A 15,702-nucleotide genomic window follows, 5' to 3' on the forward strand; every position below is an offset into this window, starting at 1 on the left:
CCATGTCTTTGGCCAGCTCACGCTTCTTGTTTCTCATGGCTTCCATCGCAGCAGCCTTGGCTTTGAGCGTTTCCAGTTATCTGGAATACGCGGTCGGCCTCTCCCCCTGCAGCCTGTGCATTCTGCAGCGGTTATGCCTGATGCTGTTCCTGATGAATTGCCTTGGTGCATGCGTACATGGCCCAGGGCGAAGGGGCTGCATGGTTTATGCGGCAATGGCGGTGATTTTCGCGTCGGCAGGGCTGGTCCTGGCGTGGCGCAATGTTCTGGCGCAGACCGATTTTGATGAGCTTTTGCCTGACTGCATTACCCACTTGAGGGGGGCAGATTCCTGGTGGCACGCCATGCGTCACGTTGCCAATGGCGCGTCCGACTGTACGAACATCACCTGGACGTTGTTCGATCTGAGCGTTCCCGAATGGAGCCTGCTGTTTTTTCTCGCCCTATCTGTTTCGATGACCTACCTGCTGTTGCGCCTGGCCTGGAATGCCCTGCTACGGCCTTTTAGCGGCAAGACGTCGCAGTTGGTCCGGGTGCTGGATTAAACACTTGTATGAACTTTATCTCCTGCGTACCTTGAAGCAGCTGTCGTGCGGGCATAATCTGGCCCGCACGTATCATTGGAATCATGCCACTCGATCATGTTGTGTCTGGCTTGCCCCTGTTCATACAGGCGTGTTTCAGACTGCGAGGGGCATGACTCAGAAGGGAAGAAATCGCCATGCTCGAAAGTTGTCAGAATGCTCAGGAACGCTGGGGTGGAGTTCATCTGCTGATCGACCGCTGGTTGCAGGAGCGTCACGAACTGGTTCGAGCCTATGATGCTCTTGGCGACAAGCCTGAGGCACTGAGTGAAAGTCGCAAGCCGCTGCAAGAATTTTGCGGTGTGCTGGTGGACTATGTGTCTGCTGGTCATTTCGAGATATACGAGCAACTGACGGGCGAGGCCAAGGCCTTCAACGACAAGCGTGGCCTGGAACTGGCCGATACGATTTATCCACGCATCGATGTCATCACCGAGAAGCTCCTGGCGTTCAATGACCTCTGCGACGAAGGCAAATGCGTAGCGGAAAAATTCAAGGAACTGGGCGGCTTGCTGCATGAGCGTTTCGAATTGGAAGACTGCCTGATCGAAGTGCTGCACAACGCCCACAAGGAAGAGGCTGCGGTCCAGGCCTGAGGGAATCGCGGTAACAGGAAACGGTGCGCATTGCGCGCCGTTTTTCGTTCAAGGATTCAGGTCGTCGCGCCGAGCAACTCGATTTCAAACACCAGTGGCGTGAACGGCGGAATCACGTCCCCGGCACCTTCGGCGCCATAGGCCAGGGTTGAAGGAATCACCAACCGCCACTTCGCGCCCACCGGCATCTGTGGCAGCGCACTGCGCCAACCATCAATCACGCTGTCGAGGTTGAACCACTGCGCTTGATGGTTGGAATCGAATACGGTGCCGTCAGGCAATTTACCGACATACCGCACCTGGACCTTGCCGTGGGGTCCGGCTTTCGCGCCGCTGCCTGACTTGAGTTCGGTCAGCAGAATGCCGTCCGGCAGTTGCTGGACGCCTGGCCGGTTTTTTTCCTCGCTGAGAAATTTCTGCTCGGTCTTCAGCGCCATTGCTTCTTGCGGTGTTGCTGACTGCGCCGTCAGTTGCGCCTGGTGTTCGGCCAGGATTCGTTCGATGCGTTCGTCCTCCAGGGCCAATGGCTTGCCGAGGTAGGCTTGTTGCAGACCTTCGACCAGAGCCTGTATCTGTAGGTCGGGCACGTCTTGGCGCAGGCGTTCGCCCAGGCTTGCGCCGAGACTGTAGGCTAGGTCGCGCGCATCGTTTGCGTTGGTTTTTTCGGCGGCCTGAGCCATGGGGCAAACCATGCAAAGAAGTAAAAAAAGGTGACGCGACATGTGTACTTTCTCCGGCCTCGATTCGAGGGATTATGCCAGTGCCGATATCAATAAAAGCGAGTTGCCCTGGCGACGGCGCAGAAGATTTTTTGTCTCGTGCAACGCAACGCCATGAGTAGTGTCAACATGCCCTAGCGGCGGTTGCAGCAGAGGTCTAGTATGAGCCGCACTCACGTCAGTCAGGAGGTAAACCATGTCGGCCACCAAGAAGCCTGTAAATACTCCGTTGCACTTGCTCCAACAACTGTCGGGCAGCTTGCTCGAACATTTGGAAAATGCCTGCTCCCAAGCCCTGGCTGATGCTGAAAAACTGCTCGCCAAACTGGAAAAGCAACGCGGCAAAGCGCAGGAAAAACTGCACAAGTCGCGCACCAAGCTGCAAGACGCGGCAACCGCCGGCAAGGCCAAGGCACAAGCCAAGGCCAAGGACGGCGTGAAAGAGCTCGAAAACTTGCTCGATGCCTTGAAGGATCGTCAATCCGAAACCCGCGCGTACATCCTGCAACTCAAACGTGATGCCCAGGAAAGCCTGAAGCTGGCCCAAGGTGTCGGTCGCGTCCAGGAAGCTGCGAGCAAGGCGCTGAGTCTTCGTGCTGCCAAGCCTGCCGCTGTATCGGCCAAAAAACCGGCCGCTAAACCTGTCGCGGCAAAACCCGCGGCCAAGGTGGTTGCCAAGCCAGCCGCCAAGGCTGTGGCAAAAGCGCCTGGCAAGCCGGCGGCCAAACCTGCCGCCAAACCTGCCGCGAAAAAAACCGCTGCCGCCAGTGCTGTGAAACCTGTCGCGAAAACATCCTCCACCAAAGTTGCCGCCAAGCCTGCGGCAAAAGCGACCGCCAAACCGGTTGCCAAGCCTGCCGCTGCCAAACCGGCAACCAAGCCTGCGGCAACCAAGACTGCCGCTGCCAAACCCGTCGCGGCCAAGTCAGTTGCCAAGCCAGCTGCTGCCAAAGCTCCGGCCAAGGCTGCGGCTAAACCCGCTGCCAAGCCTGCTGCGGCCAAGCCTGCCGCTAAACCCGCCGCGACCAAGCCGACCGCTGCAAAACCTGCTGCCAAGCCCGCTGCGAAGCCGGCCGTGAAGAAGCCCGTTGCGGCAAAACCGGCGACTGCTCCAGCCGCCAAGCCTGCGGCTCCAGCAACCACGCCAGCAGCGACACCCGCTCCTGCGGCGAGCACGCCAGCACCGGCGCTGAATCCAAGCGTCGCCACGGCATCGAGCACCACGACACCTAGCGCTTCTTAAGTATCCGATACCGCGACGCGCAGCTGATGCAGCGCGTCGTGGTTGGCTAGGTCGGCGCTCGTCGCTAGCCTTGGCAGCCATTGCGCTGTATCTCGCTGTTGTCCTTCTGGCCAGTTTGCGGCCGCTGCCTCCAATCGTTCGAGCAATTGCCGTTCGGCTTCCAGTTCCAGCCTCTTGACCTGTTCGCGAAGATCACTCAGCCCTGTGTCCCGGAGGGCGTGCTCTTTCCATCCGGTACGCAACGTGCGCAACGGTTGGACGACCGCTGCGTCCCAAGGCTCGGCCAGCTGCCGCAGCTGTTGCAGCCGCTGTTCGTTGCACACCACGCCGCGTCGCTCCAGCCACAGCCCACAAAGCATCAGGCAGACGTTCGCGCCGCAGGCCTGTAGCGCCAGGCACGCAGGCTCCACGCCAGGCTTGGCATAAAGGTTGACCGCAAAGCTCCATAGATCAGAGGACATCGTGCTACTCGCGCCAGTTGCGAGCGAAGCTGGTAGACTCCGCCGCCATTATGATTCGACTTCAGAACCTGACTTTACAGCGTGGCCCGCAACGTCTGCTAGAAGACGCCGAGCTGACCCTGCACGCCGGCCACAAAGCCGGCCTCATCGGCGCCAACGGCGCCGGCAAATCAAGCCTGTTCGCTTTGTTGCGCGGCGAGTTGCACCCGGATTCCGGCGATTGCTTCCTGCCGGCCGATTGGCGCATCGCCCATATGCGCCAGGAGGTCGATACGCTCGAACGCCTGGCGGTGGATTATGTGCTCGACGGCGACTTGCGTCTGCGTCAGGTTCAGCGCGACCTTGAAGCCGCCGAAGCGGCCCATGATGGCGCCGCCCAGGCCCGCCTGCATTCCGAGCTCGATAGCGCCGACGGCTACACCGCCGATGCGCGCGCACGGAAGTTGCTGGCCGGGCTGGGTTTTACCAATGAGCAGATGGATCGCCAGGTCGGCGATTTCTCTGGCGGCTGGCGGATGCGCCTGAACCTCGCACAAGCGCTCATGTGCCCGTCGGACTTGCTGCTGCTCGATGAGCCGACCAACCACTTGGACCTCGACGCCATCATTTGGCTTGAGGACTGGCTCAAGAGTTATCCTGGCACGCTGCTGCTGATTTCCCACGACCGCGACTTCCTCGACGCCGTGGTGGATCACGTGGCACACGTCGACCAGCGCAAGATCACCTTGTACCGCGGCGGTTACAGCGCCTTCGAGCGCGCCCGCGCCGAGCGCCTGGCGCAGCAGCAGCAGGCGTACGAGAAGCAGCAGGCGCAGCGTGCGCACATGGAAAGCTACATCGCGCGCTTCAAGGCCCAGGCCACCAAGGCCCGCCAGGCCCAGAGCCGGATCAAGGCACTGGAGCGGATGGAAGAGCTGTCGGCGGCCCATGTCGATTCGCCGTTCGATTTTGTCTTTCGCGAATCGACCAAGATATCCAGTCCGCTGATCGATCTGTCCGACGCACGATTGGGCTATGGCGACAAAACCGTTCTGGAGAAGGTCAAGTTGCAATTGACCCCTGGTGCGCGAATCGGTCTGCTGGGGCCTAACGGTGCGGGCAAATCGACCCTGATCAAAAACCTTTCCGGTGAGCTGCTGCCGTTGGCGGGACGCCTGACGCGGGGCGAAAATACCGTGGTCGGTTATTTCGCCCAGCATCAATTGGATTCCCTGGATGCCAAGGCCAGCCCGCTGCTGCATCTGCAACGCCTGGCGCCGACCGAACGCGAGCAGACACTGCGGGATTTCCTCGGCGGTTTTGACTTCCGCGGCGCGCGGATCGACGAGCCGGTGCTGAACTTCTCCGGTGGCGAGAAGGCTCGACTGGCGCTGGCGTTGATCGCCTGGGACCGACCGAACCTGCTGCTGCTCGACGAACCGACCAACCACCTGGACCTGGAAATGCGCCTGGCCCTGACCATGGCGTTGCAGGAATTCAGCGGCGCGGTGCTGGTGGTGTCCCACGATCGGCATTTGCTCAAGAGCACCACGGACAACTTTTTCCTGGTGGCCGACGGCAAAGTCGAAGAGTTCGATGGCGACCTCGAAGACTATGCGCGCTGGCTGGTGGAATATCGCCAGCGCAACGCACCGGTCAGCAACACGCCGGTGAACCCCGACAAGACCGACAAGAAAGCCCAGCGCCAAGCCGCCGCGGCGTTGCGTCAGCAATTGGCGCCGCACAAGCGCGAGGCCGACAAGCTCGAAGCCGAGCTGGGCAAGCTGCATGAAAAACTGCAGAAAATCGAAACCAGCCTTGGCGACAGTGGTCTTTACGAGGCGGCACGCAAGGATGAGCTGCGTGATCTGCTGGCTGAACAGGCCCGGCTGAAGGTCAAGGAAGCGGAACTTGAGGAGGCGTGGATGCTAGCCCTGGAATTGCTCGAAAACCTGCAAGCGGAGCTGGAGGCGTTGTCCTGATGGAAGCGTTGTCCTTGCCCATACCCGTCATGTGGATCGAGCCGATCTGGCTCGGCGTGCAAATCCTGCTGATCCTGTTGTCGGGTTATATTGCCCAACGTTTCGTGGCGCGCGCGCTGACGGGCCTTGGCGAACGCTACCCATTGCCGACCCAGTTGGTGATCATCCTGCGCGGCGTGCTGCGCTGGCTGATCATGGGTAGCGCGGTGCTGGTGGCCCTGGAGCGCCTGGGCGTGTCTGCCACGGTGCTGTGGACCGCGTTGTCGGGGTTCGTCGCGGTGGCGGCGGTGGCGTTCTTCGCGATCTGGAGCGTGCTGTCGAACCTGCTGTGCGCCATTCTGATCTACACAGTCGGGCCGTTCCGCCTCGGTGACGTGGTCGAGCTGGTAGAGGCCACCGACAAACCCGGCATCAAGGGTCGGGTCGTGGCCATAAATCTGCTCTACACCACACTGATCGAACCCGAAGAACTGGGTACCGGTAGTTCCATGGTGCAGGTGCCCAATAGTTTGTTCTTCCAGCGTTCGGTCCGCCGCTGGCGTGGCAGCGAGGCCTTTCCGGTCGGCGGTTTCGTTGAGTAGACCGATTCCCCTGGGTTTCTGAAAAAAACGGTGGTGATCCGCACGGCGGCGCATTAGCTTATTCGTTTCGACGAGTCTGAGCCGAGGTGTGCGATGTTGCTGGAAACGTGGCTGGCGTTCTTCGCCGCTTGTTGGGTTATCAGCCTTTCGCCGGGCGCGGGTGCGATTGCATCGATGTCCAGCGGCCTGCAATACGGCTTCTGGCGCGGATATTGGAACGCCCTGGGCTTGCAATTGGGCCTGGCGCTGCAAATCGTGATCGTCGCGGCGGGTGTTGGCGCGATCCTCACCGCGTCCGCCACCGCGTTCTACGCGATCAAATGGTTTGGCGTTGCGTACTTGGTCTATCTGGGCGTCAAGCAGTGGCGGGCCATTCCCGCTGATCTCAGCGACGATGCGGCCGTGCGGCCCATCGGCAAGCCGCTGGCGCTGGTGTTCCGAGGCTTCCTGGTCAACATCAGCAACCCCAAGGCCTTGGTGTTCATGCTTGCGGTGCTGCCGCAGTTCATCGATCCCCACGCCCCCTTGATCAAGCAATACCTGATCCTGGGCCTGACCATGATCTGCGTCGACCTCATCGTCATGGCCGGGTACACCGGACTGGCGTCCAAGGCCCTGCGCCTGTTGCGCACGCCGAAACAGCAACGGCGGATGAATCGAACCTTTGCCGGACTGTTCATCGGCGCAGCGGGTCTGCTGGCGACGATTCGCAAGGCTTCGGTGTAGTTACTGCGGCGAAGGCGAGCTTTTGTGGCGAGGGAGCTTGCTCCCGCTCGGCCGGGCTGGCGCTCCAGTGCGTAGCGACCGCAAGATCGCGGGGCTGCTACGCCCGAGGCGTCGGACCGGCCCAGCGGGAGCAAGCTCCCTCGCCACGAAAAGCAGTTACCTGGTAATGCGATTCAGCGCAGGATCACCGGAGCGGTATCCCTCGGCAGGTTATTACGCTGCACCGGCTCGCCAGCCTGTTCATGGCTCGGGCCGCCGAGCTGCTCGCTCATCTGCCGCGCCACGTCCTCTCCCAGGGCCTTGGACACCTCACGTACCACCCGCGGACGATTGAGGCTTATGCGCACGTCCCGATGGTTCAACAGCTTGGTGTCCTGGCCTTCGCCCATGGCGGTAAAAGCCGAGGTGATTTCAAAGGTCTTGGTATTGATCAGGCTGAAATCGGCCACCAGCGTCAGCGCAAGCACAGCCGAGTAACTGTCTGCAGTGCCCAGTTCGTTGATGTCACGGGTGAAATCGATGTCCGACACGGTGCCGAACAGCACGTAGTCGGCGCCCTTGAAGTTACCCGCCTTGATTCGCTTGATCACGTCGTAGACGTCGCCCTTGGACGATGCGGTATACGGCGTGCCCTGCACCAGCTGGAAAATCCCGCTGCGCAGGATTTCACCCTTGATGTCACCGGTAAACTTGCGCAGTTCACCTTGCTCTATGTAGCTACTGGTGGCTTCCATCTCGTCGTAGCTCGACGAAGCGCTGGCGCTGTAGCCGTTCGCCTGGAAATTGCTCTGGGCCGAAACCGTATGGATGTATTCCTCCACGCGTTCCTGATACGCCAGGTCAGTCACCGCCACTTTTGGGGCCGCCTGCGCGCTGAATGCGCAAGCCAGGGCCATTATGCCGATCCATGTGCGCATGGGTTAGCGCTCCGTCGTCTTGCGGATTTCTTTCTCGTCCATCCATTCGGCCAGCCCGCTTTCAACGTCGATCAATTGCAGGCTGAATTTGTAGAAGACGTCCTTGTAGTCTTCGCTGCGCTTGACGATCGAGCTGATGGAACCTTCGATGCGATATTTGGCGGCGATCATGTTGCCGGTCTTGGCCACGGTGCTCTTCTTGTACAGGCCGCTCTGGTTTTGCAGCTTGAGCTGGTCGACCTGGCTGTCCATGGCGTTGTTGTCGCTGGCAAAGCGTGCGGCGCCGGTCTTCATCAGTTGGGTCTTGATGCTGGTGGTGATTTCGCGGGTATCGATGTACTCGCTGGTCTTGTTCTTCACGTCATAGACCTGGACCACCGGACGGCCCTGCAAGACGCCGGACTGGGCGAGGGAGCGGGTCATGGATTCGGCGATCATTTGCAGGTCGGTGGAGCCGAACTCGTTGGTGACGGTTTCCACGGCCTTGGTGTCGCCATAGCTGATGTTCTTGTTGCCCAGGACCGGTGAATTGTTGGCGCAGCCGCTAACGAGCAGGGCGACGAGGGCAAGGGATGAAATGCGTACAAACATGTGGGTGCTCTCAAATAACTGCAAAAAAGGTTTTTTGTCCGGCAAGCCTTACGGGGTATTGATTTCCAAACGGAAATCCATCGCCTTGGGTGTTGGCGCGATGGCCGGCAAGAAGCGCGTCTGTTCCCCGTATAGCGTCAGGGTTTTCCAGCTTTCCTCTTCCGCGATCGGGAACCCTTCCGGCCCCAGCCAGGCAAAGCGGTAATACATCGTCTTGTTGTTGAAACTGGTATTGCTCAACTGCACGTTGACGGTCATATAGCCGTTTTCCCGGGCGACGCGCATGGCGCCGACCACGATATTCTTGGTCTTGCCCATCGCCACGACCTTGCTGGCGGCGCTGCCGGGTTCCGGCGGCGGGGTGGCGCAACCGGCCAGCAAGGCCAGGACGCCGACGGCGATCAGTTTTAAACGCATGTGAACAAGACTCCGTTCTTAAGGTTGCTTGAGAGCGATGGCGGTGGGGTTGGCGCTCGGGATCACCTGGGCCGCGAGGCCGCCGGCGAAGACCTGGTTGCCCACCGCCCGCAGGCTGATGACTTGGTAACGCTGGTCGATCTTGACCTTGACCACCGAGCCGCCTACCGCGCTGGGCAGGGTGACCTGGTGCTCGCCTTTCTTCAGGCGCAGGCGCACCACTTGGCTGTAATCCGGCAGGGTGCGCCAGGTCCGGGTGTCGGCGCCTTCGAGCACGGCCGAGGTGATGCCCACGGCCAGGCCGGCCAGGGGGTTGGTTTCGTTGATTTGTTTTTGCGCCACGCCACGGGTAATCGCCCGCACGGAAGTGCGCAGGATGATCCCTGGCATGTCATCGCGAAGGGCCCGGCGCGACATGGCGGTGGTGCTGTTGAGCTGGGTCAGGTCCAACTGGCGACCGTCGACGCCGATCTGGGTAAAGGTAGCGGTGGACGTGTCTGGCTTGATCAGCGGGAACGACAATGGCGTGATGACCAGATTGCCACTGATGGGCAAGGGCAGCGGGATGCGGATTGAATCCCGGGACGGCGCCAGGCCGCTCTGCACCACGATCAGAATATCGCTGTCGTCGTCCTTGGCGGCAGGCTTGTCGAGGTTGAGCAGCGCCTGCTCCAGCAGCGGTGTGTTGGGGCGCAGTTCGGCGGCTTTGCGATAACCCGGGGCGGCCAGGTCTTTTTCACCCAGGGCTTCGTAGACGAAACCGGCCAGGTAATGGCTGAACGCGCTCTGATAACTGTTTTTCAGGCTCACCACTTCCGGGGCGTCCAGGCTCGCCACCGGATAACCTCTCAGGTCCTTGTATTCGGTCTTGACCCCTTGCTTCTCGGCGTCCTCCTCGCGCTTGAGGTATTCCTTGTCGCGCAAGTCGGCGATCACGGCTTCGCGCTCGTGGGTCTTCTTGATCTGCGTCCGGGCGCCGTCGAAATCGTTCACGGCCAGCAAGTTCAAGGCCATCTGCGTGGTGAGCATGACCTTTTCATAGTCGTAGCCCTCGTAGCGCCGGACTTTGTCGTTGACCAGGAAACTGCCGAATTGCGCCAGGTACTTGGCGGTATCGAGCTTGACGGCGTCTTCCCACTGCCCGACTTGCTGGTCGGCACTGCCCCAGGCGGTCTGGCTGCCGGAAAGGTCGCCCTTGGCGCGCAGCAACTCACCCTTTTCGAAGAAATAGAGCAGGTCTTTGTCTTTGCTGGTGTTGTTTTTTTCCAGCAGGATCAATGCCGCGTCGACGTTGCCGGAGGCCAGTTGCTGATTGGTCTGGGCCAACTCGCTGTCGTAATTGCGGAACGCCGAACAGCCGGACAGCAAGGTGATCGCGCCGAGGGCGACCGAGAAAAGGGCACGGGATGCCATGAACACTTCTTCCCTGAGTATCAGCCGGGTGTGCGGGTCGGGCTGGGACGATCCACGGACAGGCGCTTGTGCGCCGTCGGTTCCTCAAATCCAGAGGAGCTGTTATGCCGTCTTCTAATAAGAAGGCGGCGCATTATAAGCAGCGGATTTGCTTGTGTAGTGGCTTTTTAGTTTCTAAATGATGTTTTTGTGATGTCATCTTCAAAGCATGAAGATCCGATGAAAATGCTTGGGCAAACCACATCGGAGCTTGAGCCAAGCGCATTGGAAGTGAACAATGTGTTACTTCTTATTTCCAATCGAGAGTCATTCATGACTGCCCCGTTTCGTTTTCTGGCCTGGCTGGCGTTGCCCTTGCTTGCGCTGTGCAGTGCCGATCTGCTGGCTGACACTGTTGAAGGCGCGCCACAGGCGCTGCATTTGTTGGATTACATCGGGGCGGATTACCCGGCGACTGTCGAGGCCGGAAAGGTCATCGACGAGGCTGAATACCGTGAGCAACTTGAATTTACCGGGGCGCTGGAGGGTCTGGTCGGCGCACTGCCGGCCAAGCTGGAAAAGGCCGAGTTGAGTCAAGGCATCAATTCCTTGCGCAAGGCGATCGCCGAGCGCCAGGACGGCGGTGACGTTTCCCGCCTGGCGCGGCAGTTGGGCGCACGGCTGGCCGTGGCGTACGAAGTCAGCCAGGCGCCGATCATCACCCCGGATCCGACCCGCGGTGCGCCGCTGTACGCCCAGCATTGCTCGGTCTGCCATGGGGACACCGGCGCCGGCGACGGTCCGGCGGGCGTCGGCCTGGAACCGCCGCCCGCGAACCTGCGTGACGGTCAACGCCTGGATCGGCTGAGCCTCTATGCGATCTACAACACATTGGGCATGGGCGTCGAAGGCACCGACATGCCGGCCTTCGCCGACCAGCTCGATGACCGTCAGCGCTGGGACCTGGCGACCTACATCGCCAGCTTCAGCGCCGACCCGGCGGCGGCCAAGAATGAACAGTCGTACAACCTCGCCGATCTGGCCCGCCAGACCCCGGCCGAAGTCCTCGCCATCCAGGGCCCTGCGGCAGCGGCGACATTCCGTGCCCAGCGGGCCCAGCCACCACAAGTGCAGCGCGGTCCGGCGCAGTTGCTCGACTATACCGCCGCGACATTGGATAAAAGCATCGCGGCGTATCGTGCCGGTGATCATGACCAGGCCTATGATTTATCGGTAGCGGCGTATCTGGAAGGCTTCGAGCTGGTGGAAAGCTCCCTGGATAACGTCGACGCCAACGTGCGCAAAGACACCGAAAAGGCCTTGATGGCTTTCCGTCAGTCCTTGCAGGATGGCTTGCCAATCGAGCAGGCCGAACAGCGTCTGGACGTGGCCAAGGCCAAGTTGAAGGAATCCGCGGGCCTGCTGGGTGGCGATGGCTTGAGCTGGTCGCTGAGCTACATCTCGGGCTTGCTGATTTTGTTGCGCGAAGGCCTGGAGGCGATTCTGGTACTGGCGGCTATCCTGGCGTTCCTGCGCAACACCGGGCAGCAATCGGCAGTTCGCAGCGTCAACGTCGGTTGGGGCCTGGCACTGCTTGCCGGCTTGGCGACCTGGGGGCTGGCCGCGTATGTGATCGACGTCAGCGGCGCGCAGCGGGAGCTGCTTGAAGGTGCAACCGCGTTGTTCGCCAGTGTGATGGTGCTGTGGCTGGGCGTGTGGATGCATGACCGGCGCCACGCGGCGGCCTGGCAGGATTACATCAAGAGCAGCCTGGTGGGCGGCGGTGGCCGTTTCGGTTTTGCGATCCTGGCGTTCTTCTCGGTCTATCGCGAACTGTTCGAAGTGATCCTGTTTTACGAAACCCTCTGGCTGCAGGCCGGTCCTGCCGGGCATGACGCCGTGCTGGCGGGCGGCGCGACGGCGCTGGTCCTGCTGGTAGGGCTGGCCTGGGTGATTTTGCGAGGTTCGGCGAAACTGCCGCTGGCACTGTTCTTCAGCATCAATGCCGCACTGCTATGCGCGTTATCGGTGGTATTCGCCGGGCATGGAGTGAAAGCCTTGCAGGAAGCCGGGATCTTCGGCACGCACCCGGTGGCCTTTTTCGACTTCGATTGGCTGGGCATCCATGCCGATGCGTATTCATTGGCGGCCCAGGCCGTGGCGATCACGGCCATCGTTGTGTTGTACGGGCGTAGCTGGGTGGCGGAGAAGCGTCGAGTTCAGATTTCCTGAACATCAAATGAGGAAACAACACAATGCGCGTATGGATCGACGCCGATGCCTGCCCGAAGGCGGCGAAGGAGCTGGTGGTCAAGTTCGCCTTGAAGCGCCAGTTCGAGGTGGTGCTGGTCGCCGGGCAACCGCAGGCCAAGCCGGGCCTGGCGCTGGTGAAGCTGATCGTGGTGCCCAGCGGTCCTGACGCGGCGGATGACTATCTGGTGGAGCATGCTGTGCCTGGCGAACTGGTGATTTGCAGCGACGTGCCGCTGGCCGACCGTCTCGTGAAGAAGGGCGTCGCTGCCCTGGATCCCCGCGGCAAGGAGTTCGACGCACAGAACATGGGGGATCGCCTGGCGGTGCGCAACCTGTTCACCGATCTGCGTGAACAAGGCCATATGGGCGGCGGCCCGGCGGCTTACAGCGAACGGGACAAGCAGGGTTTTGCCAATGCGCTGGACCGGATACTGACGCGTTTGGCACGCTTGTCCTGAGCCTCCCCACCGGATCGGATGGGGTCAGGCGTCGTTTTCGTGCGTCAGTTCCAACACCCGGTCCACCAGCTTGTTGATGCCTGAAGCAGCTTCGCTGATGTTCTGCGCCAGCATGTAGGCGGGCGTGCTGACCAGTTTGCGCGCGGTGTCTTCAACGATGTCGGTGACCAGGCATTCCTCGTGCGTTCCGCCCATCTTGGTCACGGCCGCAGCTGTGTCGGCATCCGTGCCGATGGTGCAGGTCACTCCCGGGCCATAGATCTTTGCCGCCAGGGCGGGTGAAATGCAGATCAGCCCCACCGGCTTCCCGGCCTCGGCAAAGGCCTCGGTCAGTGCCAGGACTTCTGGCTGGACGCTGCATCCAGCACCTTCGACGGCGAAATTGGACAGGTTCTTTGCCGAGCCAAAGCCGCCGGGCACGATCAGCGCATCAAAATCCTCGACCCTGGCTTCGCGCAGGTCTTTCACGTTGCCCCGGGCGATACGCGCCGACTCCACCAAGACGTTGCGGCTCTCGGGCATCTCTTCGCCGGTCAGGTGATTGATCACGTGCAGTTGGGCAATGTTGGGGGCGAAGCACTGGACCTGCGCGCCACGCTGGTCGAGGCGCAGCAGGGTAATCACGCTTTCGTGGATCTCGGCACCGTCATACACGCCACAGCCGGAAAGGATCACTGCTACTTTTTTGCTCATGGGCTTTTCTCCAGATTCATGGCGTTAAATGTCTACTAATTTGTCACTCGTTGCCATAGGGGGATCGGGCTGCTACACCTAATCTGCCGACTGTCTCCCTGCCTTGCCTGTCCGGGTTGCGTCATGAATTTCATCCTGTATGCGGTGCCGTTTTTCTTCGTGCTGATCGCCGTCGAGTGGCTGGCCGACCGCTGGCGTGGCATGAGCCATTATCGCGTAGCGGATGCCATCAACAGCCTCAGCACCGGTGTGCTGTCGACAACCACGGGCTTGCTGACTAAAGGCCTGGGACTGGTGACCTATGCCTTTGTCTTGGAGCACCTGGCGATCCTTGAGTTGCCGCCCGATCAGGCCTGGGCCTGGGTGTTCGCCTTTGTGTTCTACGACTTTTGCTATTACTGGCTGCATCGCCTGGGCCACGAGCGCAACATTCTCTGGGCGGCCCATTCGGTGCACCACCAGAGCGAGGACTACAACCTCTCCACCGCATTGCGCCAGACCAGCACCGGTTTTTTGCTGAGCTGGATTTTCTACCTGCCGCTAGCGGTGTTGGGCGTGCCGCTGACGGTGTTCGTCAGCGTCGCCGCGCTGAACCTGCTTTACCAGTTCTGGGTCCACACCCAGCACATTCCCAAGCTCGGCTGGCTGGAGTGGTGCTTCGTGACGCCGTCCAATCATCGTGCCCACCATGCACAGAACCCTCTCTACATGGATCGCAACTACGGCGGTGTGTTCATTATTTGGGACCGTCTGTTCGGGACCTTTCAGGAAGAAGTCGACCGCGAGCCGGTGATTTTTGGCGTGACCACGCCGCTGGCGAGCTGGAACCCTCTATGGGCAAACCTGCAGTTCTATGCGCAGTTATGGGCCGATGCCCGTCGGGCCGAACGCTGGTGGGACAAGCTGCGGATCTGGTTCATGCCCACCGGCTGGCGGCCAGCGGACGTGGCGGTCAAGTACCCGCTGAACAAGCCCGACCTGAGCCAGTTCCGCAAATTCGACGTGCCTCTGGACGGGCGCCAACAGTGGTACGTAGCGCTGCAGTTCTGCGTCTACATTGCGCTGGGCAGTTATTTGATGAACCTGGAAAACAGCCTGCCGGTCAGCGCCCTGGTGCTGGGCTGGGGCGCGGTGGCGTTCGGTCTGTTCGTGTTGGGCGTGGCCCTGGAGAATCGCCCGTGGGCACTGAAGCTGGAACTGCTGCGGTTGGCTTCGGCCCTGCCACTGGTGTGGCTGGCGCCGCTGGCCGGGTTATGGCCGGCCAGCGCGGTGGCTTGGGTCGGGCTGCTTAGCTATAGCCTGGTGAGTGGCATCGGGCTGTACTGCTGCCGCGGTTGGTTTACTCGATTGGCGTCGTAGGTTCGCCGGCCTTGGCTTGTTCGAGGCGCTCGGCCTCAAGGACTTTCTTGGCCAATCGCGCATTCTTGATGCGCCGACGCAGCCACAAGCCCAAGCCCAGCAACAGCAAGGCACCCAAAACCCACAGCTCGTATTTCTTGATGCTGCCCAGCATGCCTTCGAGCACCGCGCCGAAGTGATAGGCAGCGGCGGCCAGCGCTGTCGCCCAGATTGCCGCGCCGATGCCGTTAAGCAGCAGGTAGCGGCCCGGCGGATAGCCCGAAAGGCCGATCGCAACCGGCATCACCGTGCGCAAACCATAGACAAAGCGAAAGCTAAGGACCCAGATGTCCGGATGCTTGCGGATGTGCTCCAGCGCGCGATCACCCATCAGTTGCCAGCGCGGCTTGCGTGCCAGCAACTTGCGCCCGTGCTTGCGGCCCAGGAAATACCACAGCTGATCGCCCGCGTAGCTGCCGCAAAACGCCACGACCACTACCAGGTTGATGTCCATGTAGCCACGGAACGCCAGGAAGCCTGCGAGCACGAGGATGGTTTCGCCTTCGAAGAACGTGCCGATAAACAGGGCCAAGTAGCCGAAGTCATGCAGAAATTGTTGGAGCATTGTCTGGGTGCTGGCGAAATGAACGCGCAGCCTAACCCTTCAGGCACATTCAGGAAAGTATCGAAATGTGTCTCGACGTGAACAATTCCTACAGAAGACAATGACTGCGACTACCGGTCGCGCTTTAGCACAACTGTCATGCGTTCG

The 15,702-nt window shown here is 60.8% G+C and carries 17 protein-coding genes; 9 read left to right on the top strand and 8 right to left on the bottom strand.

The features are described from left to right. The first annotated feature begins 2 nt into the window (after positions 1-2). Together HU806_RS17465 and HU806_RS17470 are read left to right on the top strand one after the other, a co-directional pair. On the top strand, positions 3-545 hold the full coding sequence (locus HU806_RS17465) for a disulfide bond formation protein B (RefSeq protein WP_186612742.1): 543 nt from the start codon (positions 3-5) through the stop codon (positions 543-545). Between the two features lie 176 nt (positions 546-721). Next, a complete protein-coding gene (locus HU806_RS17470; protein WP_039590209.1) occupies positions 722-1,180 on the top strand; it encodes an Rsd/AlgQ family anti-sigma factor in 459 nt (152 codons plus the stop codon). A 56-nt stretch (positions 1,181-1,236) separates the two neighbouring features. On the opposite strand, the gene HU806_RS17475 is transcribed toward HU806_RS17470, so the two are convergent. Further along, complete coding sequence (locus tag HU806_RS17475) at positions 1,237-1,902, bottom strand: FKBP-type peptidyl-prolyl cis-trans isomerase (protein WP_186612744.1); 666 nt, start codon at positions 1,900-1,902, stop codon at positions 1,237-1,239. Between the two features lie 193 nt (positions 1,903-2,095). Between HU806_RS17475 and HU806_RS17480 the strand changes: the two genes are divergently transcribed. Next, positions 2,096-3,142, top strand: coding sequence for an AlgP family protein (locus HU806_RS17480; protein ID WP_186612746.1), 1,047 nt, complete (start codon positions 2,096-2,098; stop codon positions 3,140-3,142). Here the strand turns inward: HU806_RS17480 and HU806_RS17485 are convergent. Further along, positions 3,139-3,603 carry a TIGR02444 family protein gene (locus tag HU806_RS17485; RefSeq protein WP_186612748.1) on the bottom strand — a complete coding sequence of 155 codons (465 nt, stop codon included), beginning with the start codon at positions 3,601-3,603 and terminating at the stop codon, positions 3,139-3,141. The genes HU806_RS17480 and HU806_RS17485 overlap by 4 nt on opposite strands. A 50-nt stretch (positions 3,604-3,653) precedes the next feature. On the opposite strand from HU806_RS17485, the gene HU806_RS17490 reads away from it, so the two are divergent. The 3 genes from HU806_RS17490 (at position 3,654) to HU806_RS17500 (ending at position 6,871) form a co-directional block, all read left to right on the top strand. Next, on the top strand, positions 3,654-5,564 hold the full coding sequence (locus HU806_RS17490) for an ATP-binding cassette domain-containing protein (RefSeq protein ID WP_186612750.1): 1,911 nt from the start codon (positions 3,654-3,656) through the stop codon (positions 5,562-5,564). Further along, a complete protein-coding gene (locus HU806_RS17495) occupies positions 5,564-6,145 on the top strand; it encodes a mechanosensitive ion channel family protein (RefSeq protein WP_186612752.1) in 582 nt (193 codons plus the stop codon). Before HU806_RS17490 ends, HU806_RS17495 begins: the two co-directional genes overlap by 1 nt. Positions 6,146-6,238: 93 nt before the next feature. Then, positions 6,239-6,871, top strand: a complete 633-nt coding sequence (locus HU806_RS17500) for a LysE family transporter (RefSeq protein ID WP_186612754.1) — start codon at positions 6,239-6,241, stop codon at positions 6,869-6,871. A 173-nt stretch (positions 6,872-7,044) separates the two neighbouring features. Here HU806_RS17500 and HU806_RS17505 read toward each other — a convergent pair whose 3' ends face one another. The 4 genes from HU806_RS17505 to HU806_RS17520 are packed head-to-tail and all read right to left on the bottom strand — an operon-like array spanning position 7,045 to position 10,209. Continuing rightward, positions 7,045-7,788, bottom strand: a complete 744-nt coding sequence (locus HU806_RS17505) for a penicillin-binding protein activator LpoB (protein ID WP_186612756.1) — start codon at positions 7,786-7,788, stop codon at positions 7,045-7,047. Positions 7,789-7,791: 3 nt separating this feature from the next. Beyond that, positions 7,792-8,379: a penicillin-binding protein activator LpoB gene (gene lpoB, locus HU806_RS17510; protein ID WP_186612758.1), complete on the bottom strand. Its 588-nt coding sequence runs from the start codon at positions 8,377-8,379 to the stop codon at positions 7,792-7,794. A 48-nt stretch (positions 8,380-8,427) separates the two neighbouring features. Continuing rightward, positions 8,428-8,796, bottom strand: a complete 369-nt coding sequence (locus tag HU806_RS17515) for a YcfL family putative periplasmic lipoprotein (RefSeq protein WP_186612760.1) — start codon at positions 8,794-8,796, stop codon at positions 8,428-8,430. A gap of 18 nt (positions 8,797-8,814) precedes the next feature. Beyond that, complete coding sequence (locus HU806_RS17520; RefSeq protein ID WP_186612762.1) at positions 8,815-10,209, bottom strand: COG3014 family protein; 1,395 nt, start codon at positions 10,207-10,209, stop codon at positions 8,815-8,817. A gap of 312 nt (positions 10,210-10,521) precedes the next feature. Here HU806_RS17520 and HU806_RS17525 point away from each other — a divergent pair, with 312 nt between their 5' ends. Then, on the top strand, positions 10,522-12,420 hold the full coding sequence (locus tag HU806_RS17525; RefSeq protein WP_186612764.1) for an FTR1 family protein: 1,899 nt from the start codon (positions 10,522-10,524) through the stop codon (positions 12,418-12,420). Between the two features lie 23 nt (positions 12,421-12,443). Next, positions 12,444-12,899: a YaiI/YqxD family protein gene (locus tag HU806_RS17530; RefSeq protein ID WP_186612765.1), complete on the top strand. Its 456-nt coding sequence runs from the start codon at positions 12,444-12,446 to the stop codon at positions 12,897-12,899. Between the two features lie 24 nt (positions 12,900-12,923). Here the strand turns inward: HU806_RS17530 and elbB are convergent, their stop codons facing one another. Further along, positions 12,924-13,592, bottom strand: coding sequence for an isoprenoid biosynthesis glyoxalase ElbB (elbB, locus tag HU806_RS17535; RefSeq protein ID WP_186612767.1), 669 nt, complete (start codon positions 13,590-13,592; stop codon positions 12,924-12,926). Between the two features lie 123 nt (positions 13,593-13,715). Between elbB and HU806_RS17540 the strand changes: the two genes are divergently transcribed. Next, on the top strand, positions 13,716-14,951 hold the full coding sequence (locus tag HU806_RS17540) for a sterol desaturase family protein (protein ID WP_186612769.1): 1,236 nt from the start codon (positions 13,716-13,718) through the stop codon (positions 14,949-14,951). On the opposite strand, the gene HU806_RS17545 is transcribed toward HU806_RS17540, so the two are convergent. Then, the gene (locus HU806_RS17545; RefSeq protein WP_186612771.1) at positions 14,932-15,555 is read right to left on the bottom strand and encodes a DedA family protein; all 624 of its coding nucleotides are present in this window, start codon (positions 15,553-15,555) and stop codon (positions 14,932-14,934) included. The two genes, HU806_RS17540 and HU806_RS17545, sit on opposite strands and share 20 nt — an antisense overlap. Positions 15,556-15,702 lie beyond the last annotated feature (147 nt).

Origin of the sequence: Pseudomonas sp. SWRI154, from assembly GCF_014268645.1 — a bacterium.
In the GTDB taxonomy this organism is placed as follows: domain Bacteria; phylum Pseudomonadota; class Gammaproteobacteria; order Pseudomonadales; family Pseudomonadaceae; genus Aquipseudomonas; species Aquipseudomonas marvdashtae.